Source organism: Polyangium jinanense (assembly GCF_028435365.1).
In genome coordinates this window covers 38,956-59,453 of record NZ_JAGTJJ010000001.1, presented here as the reverse complement: position 1 = coordinate 59,453, position 20,498 = coordinate 38,956, and the positions used below count along the sequence as shown (strand labels likewise).

Annotated in this window: 18 protein-coding genes; 6 read left to right on the top strand and 12 right to left on the bottom strand. The window is 67.2% G+C overall.

The genetic code is table 11. The annotated features are described in order from the left end of the window. Positions 1–154 precede the first annotated feature (154 nt). The 7 genes from KEG57_RS00200 to KEG57_RS00170 form a co-directional block, all read right to left on the bottom strand. Positions 155–1,591: a WD40 repeat domain-containing protein gene (locus tag KEG57_RS00200; protein ID WP_272418706.1), complete on the bottom strand. Its 1,437-nt coding sequence runs from the start codon at positions 1,589–1,591 to the stop codon at positions 155–157. Positions 1,592–1,675: 84 nt separating this feature from the next. Beyond that, positions 1,676–2,911 (bottom strand): cytochrome P450, encoded by a 1,236-nt coding sequence (locus KEG57_RS00195; protein WP_272418707.1) that lies wholly within the window; start codon positions 2,909–2,911, stop codon positions 1,676–1,678. Between the two features lie 52 nt (positions 2,912–2,963). Beyond that, on the bottom strand, positions 2,964–3,293 hold the full coding sequence (locus tag KEG57_RS00190; RefSeq protein WP_272457972.1) for a 2Fe-2S iron-sulfur cluster-binding protein: 330 nt from the start codon (positions 3,291–3,293) through the stop codon (positions 2,964–2,966). A gap of 30 nt (positions 3,294–3,323) precedes the next feature. Beyond that, on the bottom strand, positions 3,324–4,568 hold the full coding sequence (locus KEG57_RS00185) for an NAD(P)/FAD-dependent oxidoreductase (RefSeq protein ID WP_272418709.1): 1,245 nt from the start codon (positions 4,566–4,568) through the stop codon (positions 3,324–3,326). 80 nt (positions 4,569–4,648) lie between these two features. Beyond that, on the bottom strand, positions 4,649–5,437 hold the full coding sequence (locus KEG57_RS00180) for a sigma-70 family RNA polymerase sigma factor (RefSeq protein WP_272418710.1): 789 nt from the start codon (positions 5,435–5,437) through the stop codon (positions 4,649–4,651). After that, complete coding sequence (locus tag KEG57_RS00175; protein WP_272418711.1) at positions 5,434–7,017, bottom strand: DHA2 family efflux MFS transporter permease subunit; 1,584 nt, start codon at positions 7,015–7,017, stop codon at positions 5,434–5,436. The genes KEG57_RS00180 and KEG57_RS00175 overlap by 4 nt, the downstream gene beginning before the upstream one ends. Before the next feature lie 10 nt (positions 7,018–7,027). After that, positions 7,028–8,272, bottom strand: coding sequence for an HlyD family secretion protein (locus tag KEG57_RS00170; RefSeq protein ID WP_272418712.1), 1,245 nt, complete (start codon positions 8,270–8,272; stop codon positions 7,028–7,030). Positions 8,273–8,396: 124 nt separating this feature from the next. Between KEG57_RS00170 and KEG57_RS00165 the strand changes: the two genes are divergently transcribed. After that, the gene (locus KEG57_RS00165; protein WP_272457971.1) at positions 8,397–9,050 is read left to right on the top strand and encodes a TetR/AcrR family transcriptional regulator; all 654 of its coding nucleotides are present in this window, start codon (positions 8,397–8,399) and stop codon (positions 9,048–9,050) included. Positions 9,051–9,064: 14 nt separating this feature from the next. Continuing rightward, entirely contained in the window at positions 9,065–10,432 is a 1,368-nt protein-coding gene (locus tag KEG57_RS00160) for a cytochrome P450 family protein (RefSeq protein ID WP_272418714.1), read from the top strand. A gap of 2 nt (positions 10,433–10,434) precedes the next feature. Here KEG57_RS00160 and KEG57_RS00155 read toward each other — a convergent pair whose 3' ends face one another. The 5 genes from KEG57_RS00155 to KEG57_RS00135 form a co-directional block, all read right to left on the bottom strand. Further along, positions 10,435–12,492 (bottom strand): sensor histidine kinase, encoded by a 2,058-nt coding sequence (locus tag KEG57_RS00155; RefSeq protein WP_272418715.1) that lies wholly within the window; start codon positions 12,490–12,492, stop codon positions 10,435–10,437. Between the two features lie 46 nt (positions 12,493–12,538). Beyond that, positions 12,539–13,453 carry an STAS domain-containing protein gene (locus tag KEG57_RS00150; RefSeq protein ID WP_272418716.1) on the bottom strand — a complete coding sequence of 305 codons (915 nt, stop codon included), beginning with the start codon at positions 13,451–13,453 and terminating at the stop codon, positions 12,539–12,541. A gap of 18 nt (positions 13,454–13,471) precedes the next feature. Next, positions 13,472–13,987 (bottom strand): hypothetical protein, encoded by a 516-nt coding sequence (locus KEG57_RS00145; RefSeq protein WP_272418717.1) that lies wholly within the window; start codon positions 13,985–13,987, stop codon positions 13,472–13,474. 74 nt (positions 13,988–14,061) lie between these two features. Then, on the bottom strand, positions 14,062–15,273 hold the full coding sequence (locus KEG57_RS00140; protein ID WP_272418719.1) for a glycerophosphodiester phosphodiesterase: 1,212 nt from the start codon (positions 15,271–15,273) through the stop codon (positions 14,062–14,064). A 154-nt stretch (positions 15,274–15,427) separates the two neighbouring features. Then, positions 15,428–16,243, bottom strand: a complete 816-nt coding sequence (locus KEG57_RS00135; RefSeq protein WP_272418720.1) for a metallophosphoesterase family protein — start codon at positions 16,241–16,243, stop codon at positions 15,428–15,430. A gap of 141 nt (positions 16,244–16,384) precedes the next feature. Here KEG57_RS00135 and KEG57_RS00130 point away from each other — a divergent pair, with 141 nt between their 5' ends. The 4 genes from KEG57_RS00130 (at position 16,385) to KEG57_RS00115 (ending at position 20,486) form a co-directional block, all read left to right on the top strand. After that, complete coding sequence (locus tag KEG57_RS00130) at positions 16,385–17,584, top strand: glycosyltransferase (protein ID WP_272418721.1); 1,200 nt, start codon at positions 16,385–16,387, stop codon at positions 17,582–17,584. Positions 17,585–17,775: 191 nt separating this feature from the next. Further along, a complete protein-coding gene (locus KEG57_RS00125) occupies positions 17,776–18,771 on the top strand; it encodes a PEGA domain-containing protein (protein WP_272418722.1) in 996 nt (331 codons plus the stop codon). 22 nt (positions 18,772–18,793) lie between these two features. Next, on the top strand, positions 18,794–19,204 hold the full coding sequence (locus tag KEG57_RS00120; protein WP_272418723.1) for a hypothetical protein: 411 nt from the start codon (positions 18,794–18,796) through the stop codon (positions 19,202–19,204). Positions 19,205–19,223: 19 nt separating this feature from the next. After that, positions 19,224–20,486 (top strand): type 2 periplasmic-binding domain-containing protein, encoded by a 1,263-nt coding sequence (locus tag KEG57_RS00115; protein WP_272418724.1) that lies wholly within the window; start codon positions 19,224–19,226, stop codon positions 20,484–20,486. Positions 20,487–20,498: the final 12 nt, after the last annotated feature.

The following is a 20,498-nucleotide window of genomic DNA, read 5'->3' as shown; positions in this document are numbered from 1 at the left end:
GCTTCGACGGCGGGCTACGGGGAGGGGGCCACCATGGGCGCGAGTGTACCGGAAGCGGGCGCCGGAGAGGTAGGAAGTGGTGGACGGGCAGGAAGCTTCCGTGGGAGCGGGAGCGGGCCGGATCACCTCCGCGGCGCGACGAACCTCCGCGCGGTCAGTCGGTCGGGAGCAACGCCAAGAGGTCGTCGATGCCGGCGAGGATCGTCCGGGCGCCGAGTTCTCCGGCGACCCGCTCTCCGACGCCGTCGGGGTCGCTGTCGACGCCGAGGATGTCTTGCCCCGCTCCCGGGTCACGCCCGACGCCGAGGTAGCCCTCGACGATCAGGTCGGCTCCGAGGAAGACCTGCACGGGACGAGACGCGTGAAAGGGCGAGGGCTTCGTGAGGTCGTGCTGCCAGAGGCGCCTGCGAAGCTCCCAGCGAAGGCGGAGGGGATGAACCGCCACGTTCTTTCCATGGCTGGCCTGGCCGGCCAGCGGCGTGATGAGCGCGTCGGCGCGGGCATCGCCTTCGGCCCGCTCGAGACTGCCGTCCTCGTGCACCCGTAGCCAGAGCCCCGGCCGTTTCTGCAGTCGCAAGAGGAGCGGGCTGCCCTGACGAGAGCGCGTGGCGATGTGCGACGCCGCCACGCTCGGTTCGAGCAAGGAATCGCCGAGGTCGTAGAGGAAAAGGTCGCCGTTCGAAGCACCGACCGCGAGGAGGCGGTCGTCCGGAGACAAACGCTGGCAGGAAAGGGTCGCCGCTGGCACCTCGCAGGGCAGCATCCCGAGCGCTCGCCCGCTGCGAAGCGAATGAAACATCACGGAAGCTTTGCCGACGCTCGCGACCCAGCGCTTGCTCCGGGCCATCGTCAGCAGCGGTTTGTCGCCATAGGGATATCCCAGGATTTCCGTGTCCCAGCAATGCACGTCGGAATCGAGGTCCCACTTGTAGAGGCGCGGCCGGACCGGATCGTCATCACGGTTGAGCGATGATTTCACGGCCACGGCGCATCGCTCGGGAGAGAGCACGAAGCCTTCCCCGAGGGCCACGTCTCGGTCTTCCTTGAACCGCGCGATCTCCGCGCCCGTCCGCGTGTCGAAGCCCACGAGATCCCACTCGAAGAAGCACCACAGCTCCTCGCCATCCCGGGCGAGCGACAAACTGCATTCGGGCTCGAAGGAGGGAATGTCCCGGAGGAGCGGCTTCGGGTCCTCGCCGGGGCGCCACGACCAGACGACGGTGTTGTCGTCGCCGAAGCCCGCCCAGTACACCCCGCCGCCCGGAGACACGCAAAGCGCCCGGGGATGGCGCATCATCTGGCGCGCGCGCGCGAGCTCCTCGCCGCTTTCAAGCGCGTATACACGAACGACCCGATCGTCGAACGTGGCGGCCAGCCGGTCCCCGGTCGGGAACAGGCAAGCCTGGTTGACGCCCTTCGCGATCTCGAGCTTCGATATGGTCCGCGCGGAATCGACGTCCCACACGCGAACCGTGGGGTCCTTCGACGCCGCCGAGACGAGCCGCGACGCGTCTCGGGTGAAGTCCGCGGCGAGGATGGGCGTGGAATGGCCGGTGAGCTTCGTGCCCGGTCTGTGAAGGTACTTCTTCATCGAAATCGCGTGGGATTGGGTGCGCACCCGCCTCTCGCGTCAAGCCCAAACCGCGGATCCGGCCCGCCGCGCTGCCCGCGCTGCTCAATCCCAGACGAGCGGCAGGCTCGTGACCGCCAGGTTGAAGCCACCCGTGAACCGCGGCGGCGCCTGGGGGTCGAGCCGGAACGGCGGAACGCGCTTCAACCACTCCTGGTAGAACACCTTCATCTCCAGGCGGGCCAGATTCAGACCGACGCACCGGTGCGGGCCCGTGTTGAACGTCATGTGTTGCTCGGTCCGGCCCATGATGAACTGCTCGGGGTTCGGGAACGCCGCGTCGTCGTAGTTGGCCGCCGGCAGGAGCAACAAGAGCGCGTCGCCTTGCTTGAGGTTCACGCCGTGACAAACCACGTCACGCGTCACCCGCCGGGGCGTGCACGCGACGCCATAGAGACGCAAGAGCTCCTCGATGGCTCCCGGCAGGAGGCTCGGGTCGGCCCGGAGCTTCGCCTGCAATTCCTGATCACGCGCCAGGTGCCGGACGCCGAAGCTCAGGGCATTCACCACGGTGTCGAGCCCCCCGAGGAACAGGGTGATGCTGTAGCCCAACATCTCCGGGAACGTGGGGTTGCGGCCCTGGATGTTCGCGTCGAGCAGCCGGCTGATCAGGTCATCCTCGCGTTTCTCCTGCCGGGCCTTGATGGACTCCGCCAGGATCCCCGCAATTTGTTTGAAGATCCCCTCGCGGGTCGCGTGATCCACCGCGGCGGACGTGGCCTGCGTGGCGAGCTCACGGAACTCGGCGAGGCGGTTGGTCGGCATGCCGGCCAGCTTCATGAACAGCGTGACGGGCAGCGGCTCGGCGATGTCCGAGAGGAAATCGCAGCGTCCCGCGTCGAGCACCTTGTCGATGAGCTCGTTCGTCATGGTCCGAATCGCCGTCTCGAGCCCGGCGACGGATTTGGCCGCCAGCGGCTGGTTGAGCGGTGCGCGGTACGCCGTGTGCTGCGGCGGATCCACCGCAATGGGCAGCATCATGAAGGCCGGCTTCGGCGCCTCGTGTTCGCCTCCATGTGCCTCCGAGGCACCGAAGAGGGCGTTGCTATAGACCTCCGGGTTCATCGTGATGTCCACGATGGCCTGCTTCCGGGTCACGAACCAATGCCCCCCATTGTGGGGAGAGAAAAAGATGGGCGGGGCCTCGAGGATGAGGGAGCGCATCCGGGCGTGCGGATCCTCGAGCATCCGCGGATCTTTGGTGCTGTCGTATTCGTAGACCAGCTCCGGGGGGACGTGCGCGGGAATCGTGTCCAATTTCTGTCCGCTGAACGGGGGCATGTTCGAACCTCTTTCGGGGGTTGGAGAAAAAAGGAGGCGGCCTACCAGGTTCTCAATCGCTCGTCTGCGAGACGGGCAGACGGACCACGAGACCATCGAGCGCGGGCGTCACCTTGAGCTGACAGGTCAGACGGCTATTGGGCCGGACGTGATAGGCGCACGCGATCATTCCCTCTTCCGCCGCATCGGGCGGGGGGACCTCCTTCAGCCAGGCCTCGTCGACGTAGCCGTGGCAGGTCGCGCAGCTGGCGAAACCTCCGCACTCGGCGACGATTCCGGGCACGAGGTTGTCCATCGCCGCCTGCATGACGGATTGTCCCTCCTCTGCCTCGACCTCGTACTCCTTCCCATCCGCCTCGATGAATTTGATCTTCGGCATCATGTCCTCCTGGATTTGGGTGATGGATTGTCTTCAAGCGGCGAGGCTCGCGAGCGGGACGGCCGCGTCGCCCAGGCGGGTGACTTCCACCTGCGCCCGGCTCGAAACCAGCCGTTTCGCGGCCATGAAATCCGCGGGGCGGCCGATGACGTCCGCGGCGATGACGCGTTTGTCCTTGAGATAAAACGCCGAGAATTCCTTGCCCCCGGCGGAGCCTCGCGTGATGCATTGCTCGTAGCCGGCGGAGAGCCCCACCATCTGCAGCTTCAAGCCGTACTGGTCCGACCAGAACCAGGGAATGGCGGCATAAGGCTCCCGCTTGCCCATCAGGGTGGCGGCCGCGACGCGTGCGTGCTCGATGGCATTGGGCACGGACTCGAGCCGGATACGTCCGCCCATGTAGGCGCTGGGCTGATTCGCGCAATCCCCGATGGCGAGGATGGCCGGATCGGCCGAACATGCGTATTCGTCGACGACAATGCCGTCGTCGACGGCCAGGCCTGCCCCGGAGGCGAGCTCCGTGTTCGGGACGAGGCCGATTCCCACCAGCACGAGATCCGCATCGAGCCGCTCGGGCACGCCGTGACGAGCGACGTGGACGCCGCGCACCTTTTGCCGCGCCTCGTCGAGCTCGAGGCCCCGCGCCTCGCAGGAGAGCCGGAACTCCACGCCTCGCTCGTGGTGAAGCTCTTCGATGAACGTGGACACCTCCGGACCCGTCACGCGGGAAAGCAGGCGCGGCGCCGCCTCCAGCACCGTCACCTGCAACCCGAGCTGCACGGCCACAGCCGCGACCTCGAGCCCGATGTAGCCGCCGCCGATGATGAGGAGCCGGTTGCCCGCGACGAACTTCGCGCGCATCGTCTCGATATCGGAGATCGATCGCACCGAGAACAGGTTCTCGAGCTCTGCCGTCTCCATTCCGGGAAGGCTCAAGCGACGCGCCCGGCCGCCCGTGGCCAGAACGAGTTTGTCATAGCCGAGCCGGCTCCCATCCTGCAGGGAGAGCTCCCGCGCGGAGCGATCGATGGCCTCGACGCGCGTGCCGAGCCTGAGCTCGATGTCGAAGCGTTCATAGGTCGAAAGCGGTTTCAGGTAGAGGTCGCTCAGCGCCACCTTTCCCTGCAAAAATCCTTTCGAGAGCGGGGGGCGCTGGTAGGGCGGATGCGGCTCGTCTCCCAGCAGGACGATACGCCCTTGATGGCCCTGCTTTCGTAATCCAGCCGCAAGCTCGCCACCGGCCTGGCCGGCTCCCACGATGACGATGCGCTCTTCCATGACCGCGACGCTCCTCTCTCCGTGCGCCCGGGATTCCGGGGATTCCGCTCGATGCTCCGATCACCTTCGAATGCAGCCGCTCAGAGGCTCCCCGCGAGCGTGCGCAGGTGACCACGCATGCGCTGTTTGGCTTGCTCTTCGACCTGCCGAACGCGCTCCTTGCTCACGCCGAACGCCGCCCCGAGCTCCGCCAATGTCGCGGGTTCGTCCGACATGATGCGGCGTTCGAGCACCTGCTGCTCCCGGGGCGAGAGCTCCGAAAGCGCGGACTTCACGGCGCGCGTGATCTGCGCGCGCTCGTCGGCCCGACAAACCTCCGCCTCGGGCGAGAGCGCGCTGTCCGCAGGACCGTCGCTCTGGGCCCCGGTGTCGATCGGCGCGTCGGGCCCCGCGAGGAGCGGGATCAATTCGTGGGCGCGCTGCTCGGACAAACCCGTCCTCGCGGCGAGCGTCGCCGCATCCCTCACGAATGCCCGGCGGAAGAAGCGCACCGCGCGCCGCTCCGCCTTCGACGTGCCCAGGCGCACGATCCGGTAGTTCCGCGTCACGTAATCGCGGATCTCCGCGCGGATCCAGTAATTCGCGAACGTCGCGAGCCGATATCCGCGCGTCGGATCGAAGCGCTGGGCCGCCTGGAGCAGGCCGATGTTGCCCTGCTGCACGAGGTCCTCGAACGGCGCGCCCCACTGCCGATATTCGCGGGCGATCGTCATCACGTACGACAGGCACGCCTCGATGAGCAGCCGCCCGGCCTCACGATCGCCCGCTTTCCAGCGGATCGCGAGCTCCCGCTCGACCTCCGCGGAGAGGATTCGCCGCCTCGCGATCTCCGCGCGGTACATCGACAACGCGTCGGGTTGTGCGTTCAATGCCCTGCCTCCACCTTGACCCCTTGCTGCGGTTTTCCGAGCAGCATCACCAGGGGCAAAAACAGCACGATGAGCATGCCCGCGAGCCAGAACGTGTCCGCGAACGACATGATCGAGCCCTGCTGCGCCACCGTCCCGGAGAGCAGCGAAAGTGCGCGCTGCTTGGCCTCCGCCGCCGACGCGCCTTTGGCCATCATCGCGCCCGTCAGCATGTTGACCCGCTCGATCGTCACGGGATCGTTCGACACGAGCTTTTCCGCGACCACGGCCATGTGAAACGCCTGCCGCCGGGTCAGCATCATCGAGAGCAGCGCGACGCCGACGCTGCCCCCGAGCATGCGCGTCAAATTGAAGAACCCCGTCGCCGAGGCGACGTCCTTGCGGGGAATGGGGCCGAGCGAGGCCATCGAAAGCGGCAAGAACATGAACACGGTGCCCAGGGAGCGCACGATGAGCGGCCAGAAGAGATCGTCGCCGCTCGTCATCGGGTTCATCGTGGAGAACATCACGAGCGAGCTCGCCAGGATGAGCGCCCCGATCACCAGCATGAGCCGCGGATCCATCTTGCGCGCGAGCCTCCCCGCGAATTGCATCATCACCGCCGTGGCCAGCGCGCCGGGCAGCATCATGAGGCCCGTCTGTTGCGACGTGTAACGCAGGATCGATTGCGCGAAGATCGGCACGGCGAAGAGCCCGCCGTACAGGGCCATGCCCACGACCACCGAGAGGATGCTGCCTGCCCATAACGAGCGGTACCGGAGCACGCGCAGGTCCACGACGGGCTCGTCCGAGGCGAGCGCGCGACGCACGAAGAGCACGAGCGACACGATCGACGTGACGCACAGGACGACGATCATCGGATCATCGAACCAGTCGTGGGAGTTTCCCTCCTCGAGGAACGTCTGCAGGCAACCGAGCCCGAGGGCCAGCATGGCAATGGAGGCCCAGTCGATGCTCTTCGGAGGCGTTTGATGCGGCTCGTCGGGCGGGAGCGCCGAGAGGCAGAGGATCACGGCGAGCACGCCGAGCGGCAGGTTGATGAAGAAGATCCACCGCCAGCCGATGTTCGTCACGATGTACCCGCCCAGCGTGGGGCCGATCGCGGGGCCCGCGATGACGATGGCCCCGAAGAACGATTGCGCCGTGGCCTGCTCCTCCTTGGGGAACGTCTCGAAGAGGATCGACTGCGCCTTGGCCATGAGGCCGCCGCCCGTGATCCCCTGCAAAACACGAGCGATGACCAGCATCGGCAGGCTCGTCGCGAGCCCGCACATGATCGAGGCGATCGTGAAGCCCACGAGCGAGAAGAGGAAATAATTTTTCTTGCCAAACCTGTGCCCGAGCCACGCGGCGAGGGGCAGGATGATGACGTTCGCGACGGCGTAACTCGACACGATCCAGCTCGCCTGGCTGAGCGACGCGCCGAGCGAGGTCTGCATGTCGGCGAGCCCGACGTTGACGATGCTCGTGTCGATCACCTCGAGCAGCGCGCCAATGGCCACCGCGATGGCCACGGCCCACTTGTTGTTCTTGGGCGCGGCGGCGGTGAGCGCGGGCGTTGCAACAGCGAGCTGGGCCACGACGAACCTCCTATCCGCGGGTATCGATGGACAGCTCGACGCTCATGCCCGGCCGGAGCACGAGGCCCTGCGGCACGTCACGCAATTTCACGCGTACCGGCACGCGCTGCACCACTTTCGTGTAGTTGCCGCTCGCGTTGTCCGGCGGCAGCAGCGTGAAGCGCGAGCCGGTCGCGCCGGACAAACTCTCGAGCTCGCCGTGCAATGTGACGCCGGGCAGAGCGTCGACCACCATTCGCGCCGGCTGGCCCGCGTGCATCTTCGCGACCTGGGTCTCCTTGAAGTTCGCCGTGACCCAAAGGAGCGGCGTCACGAGCTGCACGATGGCCTGCCCCGCCGCGACCTGTTGCCCCACGGCAATCGTCTTCTTCGAGGCCACGCCGTCCGCGGGGGCCACGATGCGCGTGTACGAAAGCTCGAGCTTCGCGAGATCACGCGTCGCCTTGGCGATGGCCACCTGCGCGCGCGCCGTCTTGGCCCGCGCATGCGCTTGCGCCACGAGCGCGTCGACGTTGCTCGATTGCTTCAGTTTTGCCGAGGCTTCCGTCGTGCGGCTCTGCGCCACGGCGATGTTTGCCCGCAGCGTCGCGAGCCGCGCCTTCGCCGCCTCCAGGTTCGCCTGCGCCACGGCGAAGCTCGTCTCCTCCTTTTCGAACGAGGCTTGCGGAAGCGCGCCCTGCTCGAGCAGCTTGCGGTTGCGGTTGAGATCGGCCTCGGCTTGCTTGAAGGCCGTCTCCGCGGACTTGACCGACGCCTCGGCCTCCTTGCGCTGATCGGCCGCCGACACCACGCCGCCCTGCGCCGTCTGCAGCGACGCCTCCGCGACGGACTTGTTGCCGAGGGCGTTGATCTCGGCCACGCGCGCGTCGGCTTCGGCCGCCTCGGCCGCCGCCTCGGCGGCTTCCACGTTTGCCTCGGCTTGCGCGAGCTTCGCCTTGGCGCTCTCGTCGTCGAGCACGGCCAGCGTATCGCCGGCCTTGACCGCTTGGTTCTCGGTGAAGAGCACCTGCGCGATCGTCCCGCCCGTGCGCGCCGGGACCGCGATCACCTCGCCGTCCACCTGCGCGTTGTCCGTGCTCTCCAGGGTGCGGTGCGTCCACCCGTACCCCCCTCCGCCGAGGACGGCGACGAACAGCAGGACGAACAGGAGCGCGCGCCCTTTGCTCTTCGGCTTTGCGGAGGCGCCCGCAGCAGCGCTTCCCTGCACGGCAGGGGCTTGGGGAACGACGTCGGAAGGGGATGTCGCGGTGCTCATGCGTGACCCTCAAGGCAACTTGTTGTTGCCATAGTACCCATCTGTGAGTGCATGGCAACAACAAGTTGCCTTTGTGGCGGAACAGCGCGAAAGTTCTGGAGGAACCGTTCGGTAGACTCAGCCCATGCGTCACGACAGCACCCCCCCGCCCGCTCAACGAACCCGTCGAACCGAGGGCACCCGCGTCCGTGGACGCGCGGAGCGCGTGGTGTCGGCCGTGCTGACCGCGACGCACGAGGAGCTCGGGCGTGTGGGCTACGGCGCGCTGCGCATCGAGGATGTCGCGGCGCGCTCAGGGGTGAACAAGACGACGATCTACCGGCGCTGGCCGACGAAGGCGGAGCTCGTCGCAGCATCCATGCGTGCGGCCGCCGAGGAGGAGGAGTTCCTCGATACGGGCACGCTGCGCGGGGATCTCCTGACCGTGGTGATGAGGACCGTGCGGACGTGCCAGACGCCCACGGGCCGGGGCATCGTGCGGATGATGCAGATGGAGCGCGCGGATCCGGAGGTCGAGGCCCTCTCGAGGATCCTGCGCGATCAACGCCGGCGGCGTAACACGGCCTTGCTCGAGCGCGGCATCGCGCGCGGCGAATTGCCCGCGGGCGTGAATACGGAGCTCATCATCGACCTGATCTTCGGGGGGATCTATACGCGCCTCATCCATCGCGGCGAGGACGTCAGCGAGGACTACGCCGCCGCGGCCATCGACACCGTGATCGCGGGCGCATGCGCAGGTGCGGCGCGCCTTTCGAACGAGTCACAGCAGCAGAAGTAGCCAGAGAGGACGATATGACCACGTCATCGAACGAAACGAGCGCAGAGCACGCGGGCAAACCGGACACGAAGGAAGTGCCCGTGCTGGAGTCCGTGGTGCTCGACCGATCCGATCCCGAATTTCTCGCCCGATCTCCCGAGATCTACGCGGAGGCGCGGGCCAAGGGGCCCGTCGTGCGCGCCCGTCATTATCCCTTCCCCCGAGACGAAGAAGAGCGCAAGAGCGTCGCTTCGGGCCATCGCCCGGTCGGCGACGTGCTCTTCGTGAGCCATTACCAAGAGGCGGCGGGCGCGCTGCTCGACGATCGCCTCGCGTCCGACCCCTACGCGCGGATGACGCCGGAGCAGCGGGCGCACATGCCGCCGGTGCCGGAGGAGCTCCGGCCCATCGTTTACTCGCTCCTCATGCTCGATCCGCCCGACCACACGCGGCTGCGCAAGCTGGTCCAGCCGAGCTTCAATGCCCGCGTGATGGAGGCGCTCCGGCCCCGCATCCAGCGCCTCACCGACGATCTGCTCGACAAAGCCGAGCGAGAAGCCGCCGCGCGCGGCGAGTCGGGGCCAGAGCGGCGGATGGATCTGATCAAGGCATTCGCGTTCCCGCTGCCGGTGACGGTGATCAGCGACATGCTCGGTATCCCGGAGGAGGATCGCGAGACCGTCAGTCGCCTGGGGGAGCTCCGCATCGAAAACCGGGACCCCGTGGCCATGCAGGAGACGCGCAAGCAGCTCGTGCAGTTCAGCCACTACCTCGTCGAGCTGTTCGAGCGGAAGCGGCGCGCGCCGGCGGACGACATGATAAGCCAGATGATCCAGGCCCAGGAGGACGGCGACAAGCTCAATGACAGAGAGCTGCTCTCGATGGTGTTCCTCCTCTATTTGGCCGGGCACGTGACGACGGTGAACCTCATCGGCAACGGGGTCGTCGCGCTCTTGACCCACCCTGAGCAGCATGCCCGCTTCAAGGCGGATCCGGCGGGCCTCGCCAAAGGCGTCGTCGAGGAGACGCTCCGGTACTGGGGGCCGGTCGATTACCTGGGCGCCGTGCGCACCGCCAAGGAGGACATGGAGATCGCCGGGGTGTCGATCCCGAAGGGAGGGCAGGTGATGCTCGGCCTCGGCTCGGCCAATCGGGATCCCGCGCAATTCGATCATCCCGAGACGTACGATATCTCGCGCGCCGATGCCCACCGTCACATCGCCTTCGGCAAAGGCATTCACCTCTGCCTCGGCGCGCCGCTCGCGCGCATCGAGGGGCAGATCGCCTTCGAGACGCTGTTCCGACGTTTCCCCGATCTACGCCTCGCCGTACCGGCCGAGACGCTGCGCTGGGGCGGCGCCGCGGGGCTCCGCGGGTTCCGGGAGCTGCCGGTGCTGTTCTAGTCCTACGCCGCCTGCGCGGATGGAGCCGCCGGAAACCACAGCCGGAAGGTCGAGCCCTGGCCCTGCGCGCTCTCCACGGCAATGGTGCCGCCGTGCGCCTCCATCAGCCCCTTCGTGATGTAGAGACCCAGGCCGAGCCCCGTGTTTTTCTCGCGCGCTCGCTGGGCCTGAGAGAAACGGTCGAACAGCCTGCCTAAATCCGCCGCCGAGATACCCGGGCCGCGATCCTCGACCGAGAGCCCCGCGCCTCCTGCCTCCGGTCGGATGGTCACCCGGATCGGCGCGCCGGCGCCCGAGTACTTGGCGGCGTTGTCGAGCAGGTTCGTGAGGATCTGCGCCAGCCGGGCCGGGTCCACGAAAACCTCGGGCACACAGTCCTCCACATGAAGGGTCACCGGGTGCTGTCCGAGGGTCGGCTCGATTTCTGCGAGCAGCGAACGCGTCGCCTCCTCCAGCGACACGGGCAGGCGATCGAGAGATAGCCGCCTGAGCTCGATGCGAGAGACGTCGAGCAGGTCCTGCGTCATGCGCGAGATCCGGCTGCCGATTCGACGCAAACGTTGGAGTTGCTGCACCGATACGACGACCGAATCGTTCTCGGGTTTTGCGAGCAGCGCGTCCAGAATCAGCGTCATGGCCGCGACGGGGTTGCGGAGATCATGAGCGATGACGGCGGCGAACTCGTCTCGCAGGCGGTCCATTTCGCGATGGGCCTCCTGCGTGCTCTCGAATTGCTGGGCGTAGGCGATGGCCAGCGCCGATTGCGCGGCGAAGAGCCGGACCATACGCTCGTCCTCCTCCGTGAACTCGACGCCGCCGTCCTTGTCGCAAAGGTAGAAGTTTCCGAACACCTTTTGCCCGATGAGCAGCGGGACGCCCAGGAAAGACGTCATCGCGGGGTGATGCGCGGGGAAGCCGACCGACCGCGGATCGGCGTGGATATCCGCCACCCGGCTGGGCCGCGGTTCGTTGATGAGCGCGCGCAAAAGCCCTCGGCCCTCGGGTAAACTGCCGATGTCGCGGGCGACCTTTTCGGAGACGCCCACGTAAACAAAGTCGGAAAGGCCGGTGCCCTTGGCGTCGAGCACTCCCAGGGCGCCATAACGGGCGCGGGTCAGCTCGCAGGCCTGCTCCACCAGGCGGCGCAGCAGCTCGCGCAGGGGTATGGCGGCCTCGATGGCCATGGCCACGTCGCGGAGCAAGCGCAACCGGCGGGCCTCGCGGCGTTCGGCATCGCGCTGCCGGGCTTGCCGCAGCCCGAGAGCACAGGCGCCCGCCACGCCCCGGAGCAAGCGGCGCTCGATCGGGCTGAGCTTCCCCGGCTGCCGCCGCGCGAGCCCCAGCACCCCGACCAGCTCGCCCCCTGCGTTCAGGGGGAACGCCGAGACCGCGTGGAGCCCGAGCTCGAGCAGGCGCAGGGTGCCGCGGAAGGTGCCCTCCGGCAGATCCTCGATGCGCGCGATCTCCTGGATGTCGCCGGTCTCGGCTGCCAGCCCCGCGACGGTGGTCGCCAGGTTCAGATTGTAATCTTGCGCGAATGCCGCGGGAACCCCGACCGAGGCGACCAGCCTGAGACGTTCACCGCCCTCGGTGGCGATGAGAAACACGGCATCGGAGCGAACGGCGGCGGCCACCTCGTCGAGCAGCCCATGGGCCAGGGCCGAGGGTTCGTCCGCGCTGAGAAGCGCGGCGCCGATGCTGGCCACGAGGTCGGCGAGCCGGATCGCGAAGGGCTCGTCGGCGACGTTTTCGAACGCGAGCAGCGCCTCGCCGGCCGCCGCGCGGCAGCGCACCAGGAGCAGGAGACGGCGGGCGGTCTGTTGATCGTACCAGACCTCCTCGTCGCTGAAGGACTCGCCGCGAAGGGCACGCCGCCACGGCAACTCTTTCTCGGGGAGGACCGCCCGGCTGCCGAGCCGGGATACCTCGAAGCGCTCCGACAGCCGTTCCGGGGTCGGTGACTCCATCTCCAGGAGCTCGCTCAAGGACGCGCTCGCCAGGACCTCACCCGTGCTGGTCAGCCTCATCATTGGCCAGGGGAGCAAGGACTCCACGATCATGCAGCAGCTCTTGGTACGCCCGAGGGCAACCGTCGAGGCGTGAAACTCACCGCCCGCTCGATGCGCGCGGAGGAGCCGTGGGCGCGATTCGCAAGCCGAGCTTCCCGAGGGCGCGCGCGAGCCCGGCTGCGAGGCTGCTCCGCGTCGACAAACCCGAAAGATCCACGCCGAGCGCGAGGACGGTCCGTGCGACCGCGGGCGAGAGCCCGACGAGGACGAGCTCGGCGCCGAGCAGCCTCGTGGCCTTTGCGGTATTGAGGACGTGTTCTGCCGTCGCCGCGTCGAACACCCCGACGCCCGAGATATCGACGATCACCACCCGGGCCTGCTCCGCGACGATGCTATCGAGGAGCTTTTCGGTGAGCGCCTGCGCGCGATTCTCGTCGACGATCCCGACGAGCGGCACGACGAGAATCCCCTCGTGGACGGTCGCGATGGGCGTCGAGGCTTGACGGATCTGCTCGAGCAGCTGCGTCTTGTCCGCGTAGGCCGCCTGGAGCTCGTCGAGCTGCGCTTTCATTTGCCGCACCTCGATTTCGACGGTCTGTTCCTGGAACACCCGCTCGCGCTGGACCAGGAGATACATCGGGCCGGAGAGCGCGACCTGGAAAAGCCATGATTCGACGAGGCCCCTGCTTTTCGCATCCACGTCGGGGGCCTCTGCCATCGCCGCGAGCAGGGCGCTGCGCAGCGAGGTCGTGAGCAGGCGCAGATCGTAATGTCCGAGCCCTTTCGGAGCGAGGTCCTCGATCAAGCTACCGAGGACGTCGCGTCCCTCCCCGTCGCCCTCGGCCGCGAGGTCCTTGCGGAGGGCCGTGAGGAGGCGCGACACGGCATCGCGCGTCGCGTCCGGGCCGATGGCCCGGAAGATCGTGCCAGCGCGCGAAACGAGGCGCGACGACAGATCCTGCGTGAGCGCGTCGGCCGAGCGATCGAGCCGTGCGAGCAAGGTGGCGCTCATCGTGGTCCCTCGCGTCGATCACCAGCTCACGCGGTAAATGCAGGAGGGCGCGCCGTGCTCCATGCACCCCGTCGCGCCGTGCTCGACGAGGGGACGTGCGCCGACGCGGCTGCAGCAGCCCTGGATGATGCCGATGTTGAGCGCGCAAGGACCCGCCGCCGTCCAGTCGAGCGTGGCGCTGCGGTCGTCGTCGAACGTGCACGTGATCCCGCCGATGCTCGGCCCGCGCGCATTCAGGCGGTATGCCGCGTCGAGGCCCGACAGCATGCTGCGGACGTCGTCGAGGCCCGGCGGGAACACGGCCGCCTCGATCATCTTCTTGCCGACCGCGAGGATGGCGCTCGGCCCGATCCGCGCGACGACCTCGCCGTAGACGACGTTGCAGCCCCAATGAAGATCGTACCAGCGGTCGGGCTCGATGCGGTCGACGCCGCAGCTCTTCAGGATCTTCTCGACGAGCGCTTCCGAATGGCCGAGCGCAAGCAGGAGCGACTGCAGAGCAGCGCCCCGGTATTCCCCCTCGTACTTGTTCATGTGACTCCCCCCGGGATGCCGCGTGGCGCCCCTTCATTCCCCCCGGCGCCATCCTATCCCGGTGGGCGGAGTTCTCAAAGGCCCAAACGGGCGCGCGCCTTCACGGCTTCGTCGGGAAAATCGCTGAACACCCCGTCGATGCCGAGGCGGTAGAAGACCTCGTACTCGGCCGCCGGGGTCGCGCCGTAGTCTTCGGCGAGGAACATTCCTTCGCTACGGAAAGTCCACGTATGGACGAACAGGCCTTTCGCGTGCGCGCGCGTGACGAGATCCGTCGGCGCGAGCGCCTTTCGATCCGCGTCGTCCACGGTCCCGTCGCCATTGACGTCGTCCGCTTCGCCGTCGCCGTTCGCGTCGACGCCCTCCACGGACACGATGTACCGCTTCCACGGCGACACACCGTCCGCGTATGTCGCGACGAACGTGAGCCCCTCATCGGTGAGCAGATCGGCGAACGTACGCGGATCGTTCTGCTTCGCGAAATCGTACGGTTTGTCGTGAGGCGGCGCGAGCTTGATTTTCCCGTCGAGCGCGACGCCGTCCGCGTCGACGAGCTGCACGAGCGGGAGCGACGTCTTTTGCCGCAGGTATTGCAGATTTCCGACCTCGAACGACTGGATGATCACCTTCGCGCCTTCGCCCGTGAGCCCGGCCTGCTCGAGCGCCGCGAGGAGTTTGTCCTCGAGCGGCAGGCCGAGGTCCGCGTGGTAGGTCGGGTGCTTCGTCTCCGGGTAGATGCCGATCACGCGCCCGGTTTCCTCCGACTTCTGCTTGGCGAGCGCGATGATTTCTTCGAGTGTCGGGATCTCGTACTTGCCATTGTGCTCCTGCGGCCTGTAGCTCCGCGGCTGGACGGCGCGGAGCTGCTTGATCTCCGCCAAGGTGAAATCGCTCGCGAAAAACCCTTCGACGGGGGCGCCGTCGACGGTTTTCGTCGTCTTCCGATCCGCGAACTCGGGCTTCGACCCGACGTCGGTCGTCGTCGAGATTTCGGGCTCGTGGCGGGCGATGAGGTGACCGTCCTTCGTGGCCACGAGGTCCGGCTCGATGAAATCGGCGCCTTGCTCGATGGCGAGCGTGTAGCTCGCGAGCGTGTGCTCGGGCAGGTACCCGGAGGCCCCGCGATGGCCGGTGACGAGCGGTTCCTTGCCGTTCAACGTCTTCCAGACCTCGGGCGGGGTCGCATCCGGACCCCCGCTGCTCGTCCCATTGCCGCAGCCGACCAGGAAGGCCAAAAGGAGCACGCCGAGGACGGCCGTCCTCGCTTCGACGCAATTCGTTTTCATGAGAATCCTCGCCGTGGATTGCAGGCGGCGGAGCGCCGCCGCGCCGATGGTCTCGCGATGCGGGGGCGATGGCAAGGCGCTTCACGCCGAAGTCACGGTGGCTTCGCGAGCGCGACGCGGAGAGCCTGCGCGCTTCAGGAACGCCTGAGCGGCGTCAAGCCGCCAGCGCTACATCCATCTCGGGCAAGAGCCGCCCGTGCGTCGCCCGATACAGACGCACCGTGGTCTCCCCATCCACCACGGCTTCCGCACCAAAAACACGCGGCGATGCGCCCGCCCGGATCGATCGATTCTCTGATCGATGCGCATGTCCATGCGCCACGTAGAGCCGCTCGCAGCGCGCGAGCAGCGTGTCCATCGCCTCGTGCGCCTGCAATCCGTCGACCCAGTGCCATGCCGCGATCGCGTGCCGCCCCGGAGGATGATGTTGCGCCGAGAGGACCACCTTCCAGGTGAAATGAGGATCCTCCGCGAGCTTGCCGAGCCGCTCGAGGGTGTCCTGCTCGATGAGGCCACTCGATCGCGTCACGGGCAAGGGCACGGCGGTCGATACGGGTACGATCAACGCGTCCCGGAGCTCGGTCATGGCGCCTCGCCGGCTCGTCGTTGCATAGGCGCGGAGGGGGCCTTCGAGGGCACGCGCGAAGGCCCGCCCATCGTCGTAGAGATCGTGATTGCCGGGGACGAGCGTCACACGCTCCGGCGAGAGCTTGCTTTCGGCGAGCACCTCCGAAAGCACCTCGAACTGCGCCGACACGCCATCCTCGGTGAGGTCCCCCGTCACGATCACGTGATCCGCGTCCGTCATGCGCGCGCGTACGAGCGCGTCCAGCGCGCGCTCGCGCCGCCGACGCGCGCAGGGCGATCGACCGAACGTCAAATAACGCAGCCTCCACCGCTCCATACCGCTGCGGCTGTCGTGGCGATCTTCCAGCAAATGCAGATCCGTCACATGAGCAATCCGCGTCATGGCGCGCGAGCATGCACGGCCAAGTTGACATTCCTGCGACGGCCACGAAAAACCTCGGCGAAAGCTCCGTCGCCGATTGTCACACGAGCAGACACCGGAATGTGACGAACGACCGCTAGCGTGCCCTCCCGAGGTGAAACGATGAAGAGCACACTGGTGGCGCTCCTCGCGGGGGGAGCCCTCTCGTCGATCGGGATGACCGTGGCCTCGCAATGGGCCGCGCTGCGGATTCTGGGTCGGGTCCCATCCGGGGAACGGCCGACGCCGCCGATCACGATCCTGAAACCGCTGAAGGGCGTGGACGATGGGCTACTGGACAACCTGCTCTCCTTCGCGTCCCAGGAATACCCCACATACGAAGTCCTGCTCGGCGCGGAAGACGCGGAGGACCCGGCGCTCGCCGCGGCGCGCGAGGTGATGGCGCGTGTTCCCCATGCGCCGTTCCGGATCATCCATTGCCCGCGCCGGACGGGCATGAATCCCAAGGTCAGCATCCTCGAAGCGCTCGCGGCCCGCGCGCGCCACGAGCACGTCCTCATCTCGGATTCGAACGTGCGTGTGGGGCCGGGCTATTTGACCGCGATGGCTGCCGAGCTCGCGGATCCACGCGTCGGCCTCGTGACGAGCATCATCGTGGGCACGGCGGAACGAACCCTCGGGGCCGCGCTCGAGAACTTGCACCTCAACTCGTTCATCGTGCGCTCGACGCTCGCGGCGAACGTCTTCATCGGGCACGCGTGCGTCATCGGGAAATCGATGCTCTTGCGGCTCGGTGATCTCGCCGCGGTGGGCGGGTTCGCCTCGGTGCGCGACGTACTCGCCGAGGATTATCTGCTCGGAAAAGCGTTCCAGGAGGCGGGCTTTCGCGTCGCCGTGTCGACGGAGCCGGTGCGCACCGTGAACGAGCGCTGGCGCCTCGATCGGTTCGTGAGTCGGCATGTCCGCTGGACCCAAATGCGAAGGCGCGTGCACCTCGGTTCATATCTGGTCGAGCCGCTCTTCAATCCCGTCCCGCTTCTCCTCTTGCTTTCCATCGTGGCCGGCGGCGCGCTCGCGTGGACCGCGCTGCTCGGCGTCGCGCTGAAGGTCGCCCTGGATGCGGCGCTCTGGTCACGAATGCGTGGCGAGGGTATGTCATGGCGGTGTGCCTTCCTCGTGCCCTTCAAGGATGTGCTGGCCACGTGGACGTGGGTCGTCGGGGGACTTCGGCGCACGGTGGATTGGCGGGGCAACCGGATGCGTATCGGCGAGGGCACGCGGCTCGAACCGATCCACGGAGCTGTGAACGTGAGCGAGCAAGCGGAGGTCGCCACGATCGTCGATCAACGATGGGCCGCGTGATCCGCGTCGGTGTGGGGCGCCTGCCGTGGGCCCGAACCCCGACGAGCCTCGAATGAAACGGCCCTGCAACGATGGGGTGACAATCATGTGAAAGCCGGCCCAGGGCAGGGGGCTCGGGTTGAAGTTTCCGCGGTCGTTCATCTACCCTGAACAAACCACCGCAGAAGCTTGCCTGCGTACCCTGGACCTCGATGCGATCCTCCATTCTCCTTGCCCTCTCCTGCGCCCTCTGCGTCGCGCTCGCGGCCCCGTCCGCGCTCGCCGCCGGCCCGAAAAAGCAGCCCACCAAGGAGGAAATGCAGGAAGCGCAGCGTCGCTACCAGCGTGGTCGCGAGCTTTACGAGGACAACGACTTCACGGCCGCGCTCGTCGAGATCCGCCGCGCGTACGAGCTCGCGCCGAGCTACAAGCTCCTCTTCGACATCGGGCAGATCTGTTATCAGCTCCCGGATTATCCCTGCGCGCTTCGCAGCTTCAAGCAATACCTCGAGGAGGGCGGCGGGGAGATCAACCCGCAGCGCCGCGCCGAGGTCGAGAACGACGTCCGCAAGCTCGAAGGCCGCGTCGCGACGCTCAAGATCACCACGCGTCGGCCAGGCGCCGAGATCCTCGTGGATGACGTGGTCGTCGGCAAGACCCCGCTCGACGCGCCCGTCATCGTCGGCGCAGGTAAACGCAAGGTGACGGCGCGCGTCGAGGGCGCCGAGCCGGTGACCCGGGTGATTGAAGTGGCCGGCACTGACGTCGTCGATGTCGCGCTCGACGTGGGCGGCGGGAGCACCGCGGCCGCACCTTCATCGGGCGACGGGACGTCCGCGCCGGGCTCGGGTGAGCCGGGTGGGGACAAGGGCGCGGGGCGCAAAGTGCCTGTCGTCCCCTGGATCATCACGGGCGCGCTCGCTGTCGGCACGGGTATCGTCGGAGGCCTCGCGCTCCGCGCCAGCTCCGATTACCGGAGCCAGCTCGACACGTTTGGCACGACGCGCCCCACGCTCGACGAGTCGTATGGCAACATGAGAAACCTCGCCATTGCGACCGACGTCTTGCTCGGCGCCACGGCGGTCGCGGGCGTGACTTCGTTGATCCTCACGCTCACGGCCGGGCCGAGTGGTCCCAAAAAGGCCGGGCTCGTCCCTGTCCACGTCGGCGTGGGCCCAGGCAATGTGTGGATCAAGGGCACCTTCTGATCGAAGCTCGTACGGGACGAACATGAAAGAGACCAAGGTCCAATCGCCGCATCGTCGCGGTCAGCCTCCCGCCTTTGGCTGGCTCCTCGTGGCTCTCGCGTTTCTGGCCATGGCGGGACTCGCGGGCGCCTGCAACCTCATCGTCGAGGGCGCGACGGATCAGTGCACCACGGACGCCGATTGCAGCAAATTCGGCAATGGCTCCGTCTGCCAGGAGGGCGTGTGCGTCCTGCCCGGCGGCTCGAGCTCGAGCAGCGGCTCGGGCGGCTCGGGCGGCGGGGAGGCGTGTTTCTCCGGCGAGCCGACGAACGACGAGCAGTATCTCAACAAATGCACGGACGCCACGTGCGTCGATTTCGACAATTGCGCCCGTCTCGGGCTCTGCAACGGCGCCGCGTTGCCCCCGCTCGTCGAGCCAACCCCCGTTCCTTGAGTCTTCCCGAGGCATGGTCATGAACGAGATCCGATTCCCCAGCACGAAGACGATGCGTCATCTCGGGGCCGCGCTCGCCCTCGGCCTCGCGGCGACACTCGTGGCGGAGGGCGCATCCGCCGTTCCCACGAAAAACTGCTTCGACTCCGTCGAGCGACCCAAGGTCGTCTACGTCGCCGGATCGAGCGCGGTGAGCGGCTTCCTCGGCGTCATTCAGGGTATCCTCGCGGCCGAGGGGTCGCCGTATACGATCGTGTATCAGTCGCAGGGCTCCTGCACGGGCGTCTCGGCGGTGTATTCCGAGGACCCCGCCGCGCGGCTCATCAAGGACATCCCGGCCGCCGGCGGCAAACCCGCGAACTATGCCAGATTCTACAACGCCGACGGCACGACCGAGGAGTGCTTCCTCGATCCAGCTGGCAACACCGTCGACGTCGGCGTCTCCGACGTGTACGCCAACACCTGCGATTTCCCCACGGCGCCCGCTGGTGTGCAAATCGCCGATTATCAGGGCCCGATCCAGCCGATGACCTTCGTGGTCCCGGCCCTCTCGACGCAAAAATCGATCAGCGCGGAGGCGGCGTACATGATCTTCGGCACGGGCGGCCACATGGGCGCCGCCGCGCCGTGGACGGATCCCACCTATTATTTCGTTCGAAATGCGAGCTCCGGCACGCAGCAGATGATCGCGCGTGCCATCAACGTGCCTGCCGACAAATGGTGGGGCAAGGATCGCGGCGGATCGAGCGCGGTTCGCGACGGACTCAAGATCCTCCTCGACGCCTCCCTCGCCGAGCAGGCGATTGGCATCCTCTCGACGGACGTCGCGGACGATGCCCGCTCCGATCTGCGCGTCCTCGCATTCAAAGCGTTCGGGCAGAATTGCGGATATTACCCGGATTCGACGCCGTTCCTCTTCGACAAACGGAACGTGCGCGACGGGCATTACCCGATCTGGGGCCCCCTTCATTTCTACACCCGCGTCAGCGCGGGCATTCCCACGGAGCAGGCGGGCGTGCTCGTCACCCGCTTCGCCGCGCCCAAGCTCTCGAATGCGCTCGTCGAGGCGATCACGAAGAAGCACCTCGTCCCCAAGTGCGCGATGCGCGTCGACCGGTCCGCGGAGATGGGCCCGCTGAAGACGTACACGACCGACTCGCGCTGCGATTGCTACTTCGAGGAGATCGTCAACGGAAAGACGAGCTGCCAGGCGTGCACGCAGTCCTCGGAATGCCCCGCGAGCGCCCCCGCCTGCAGCTACGGTTATTGCGAAATGCCGTGATCGCCCCCGCTC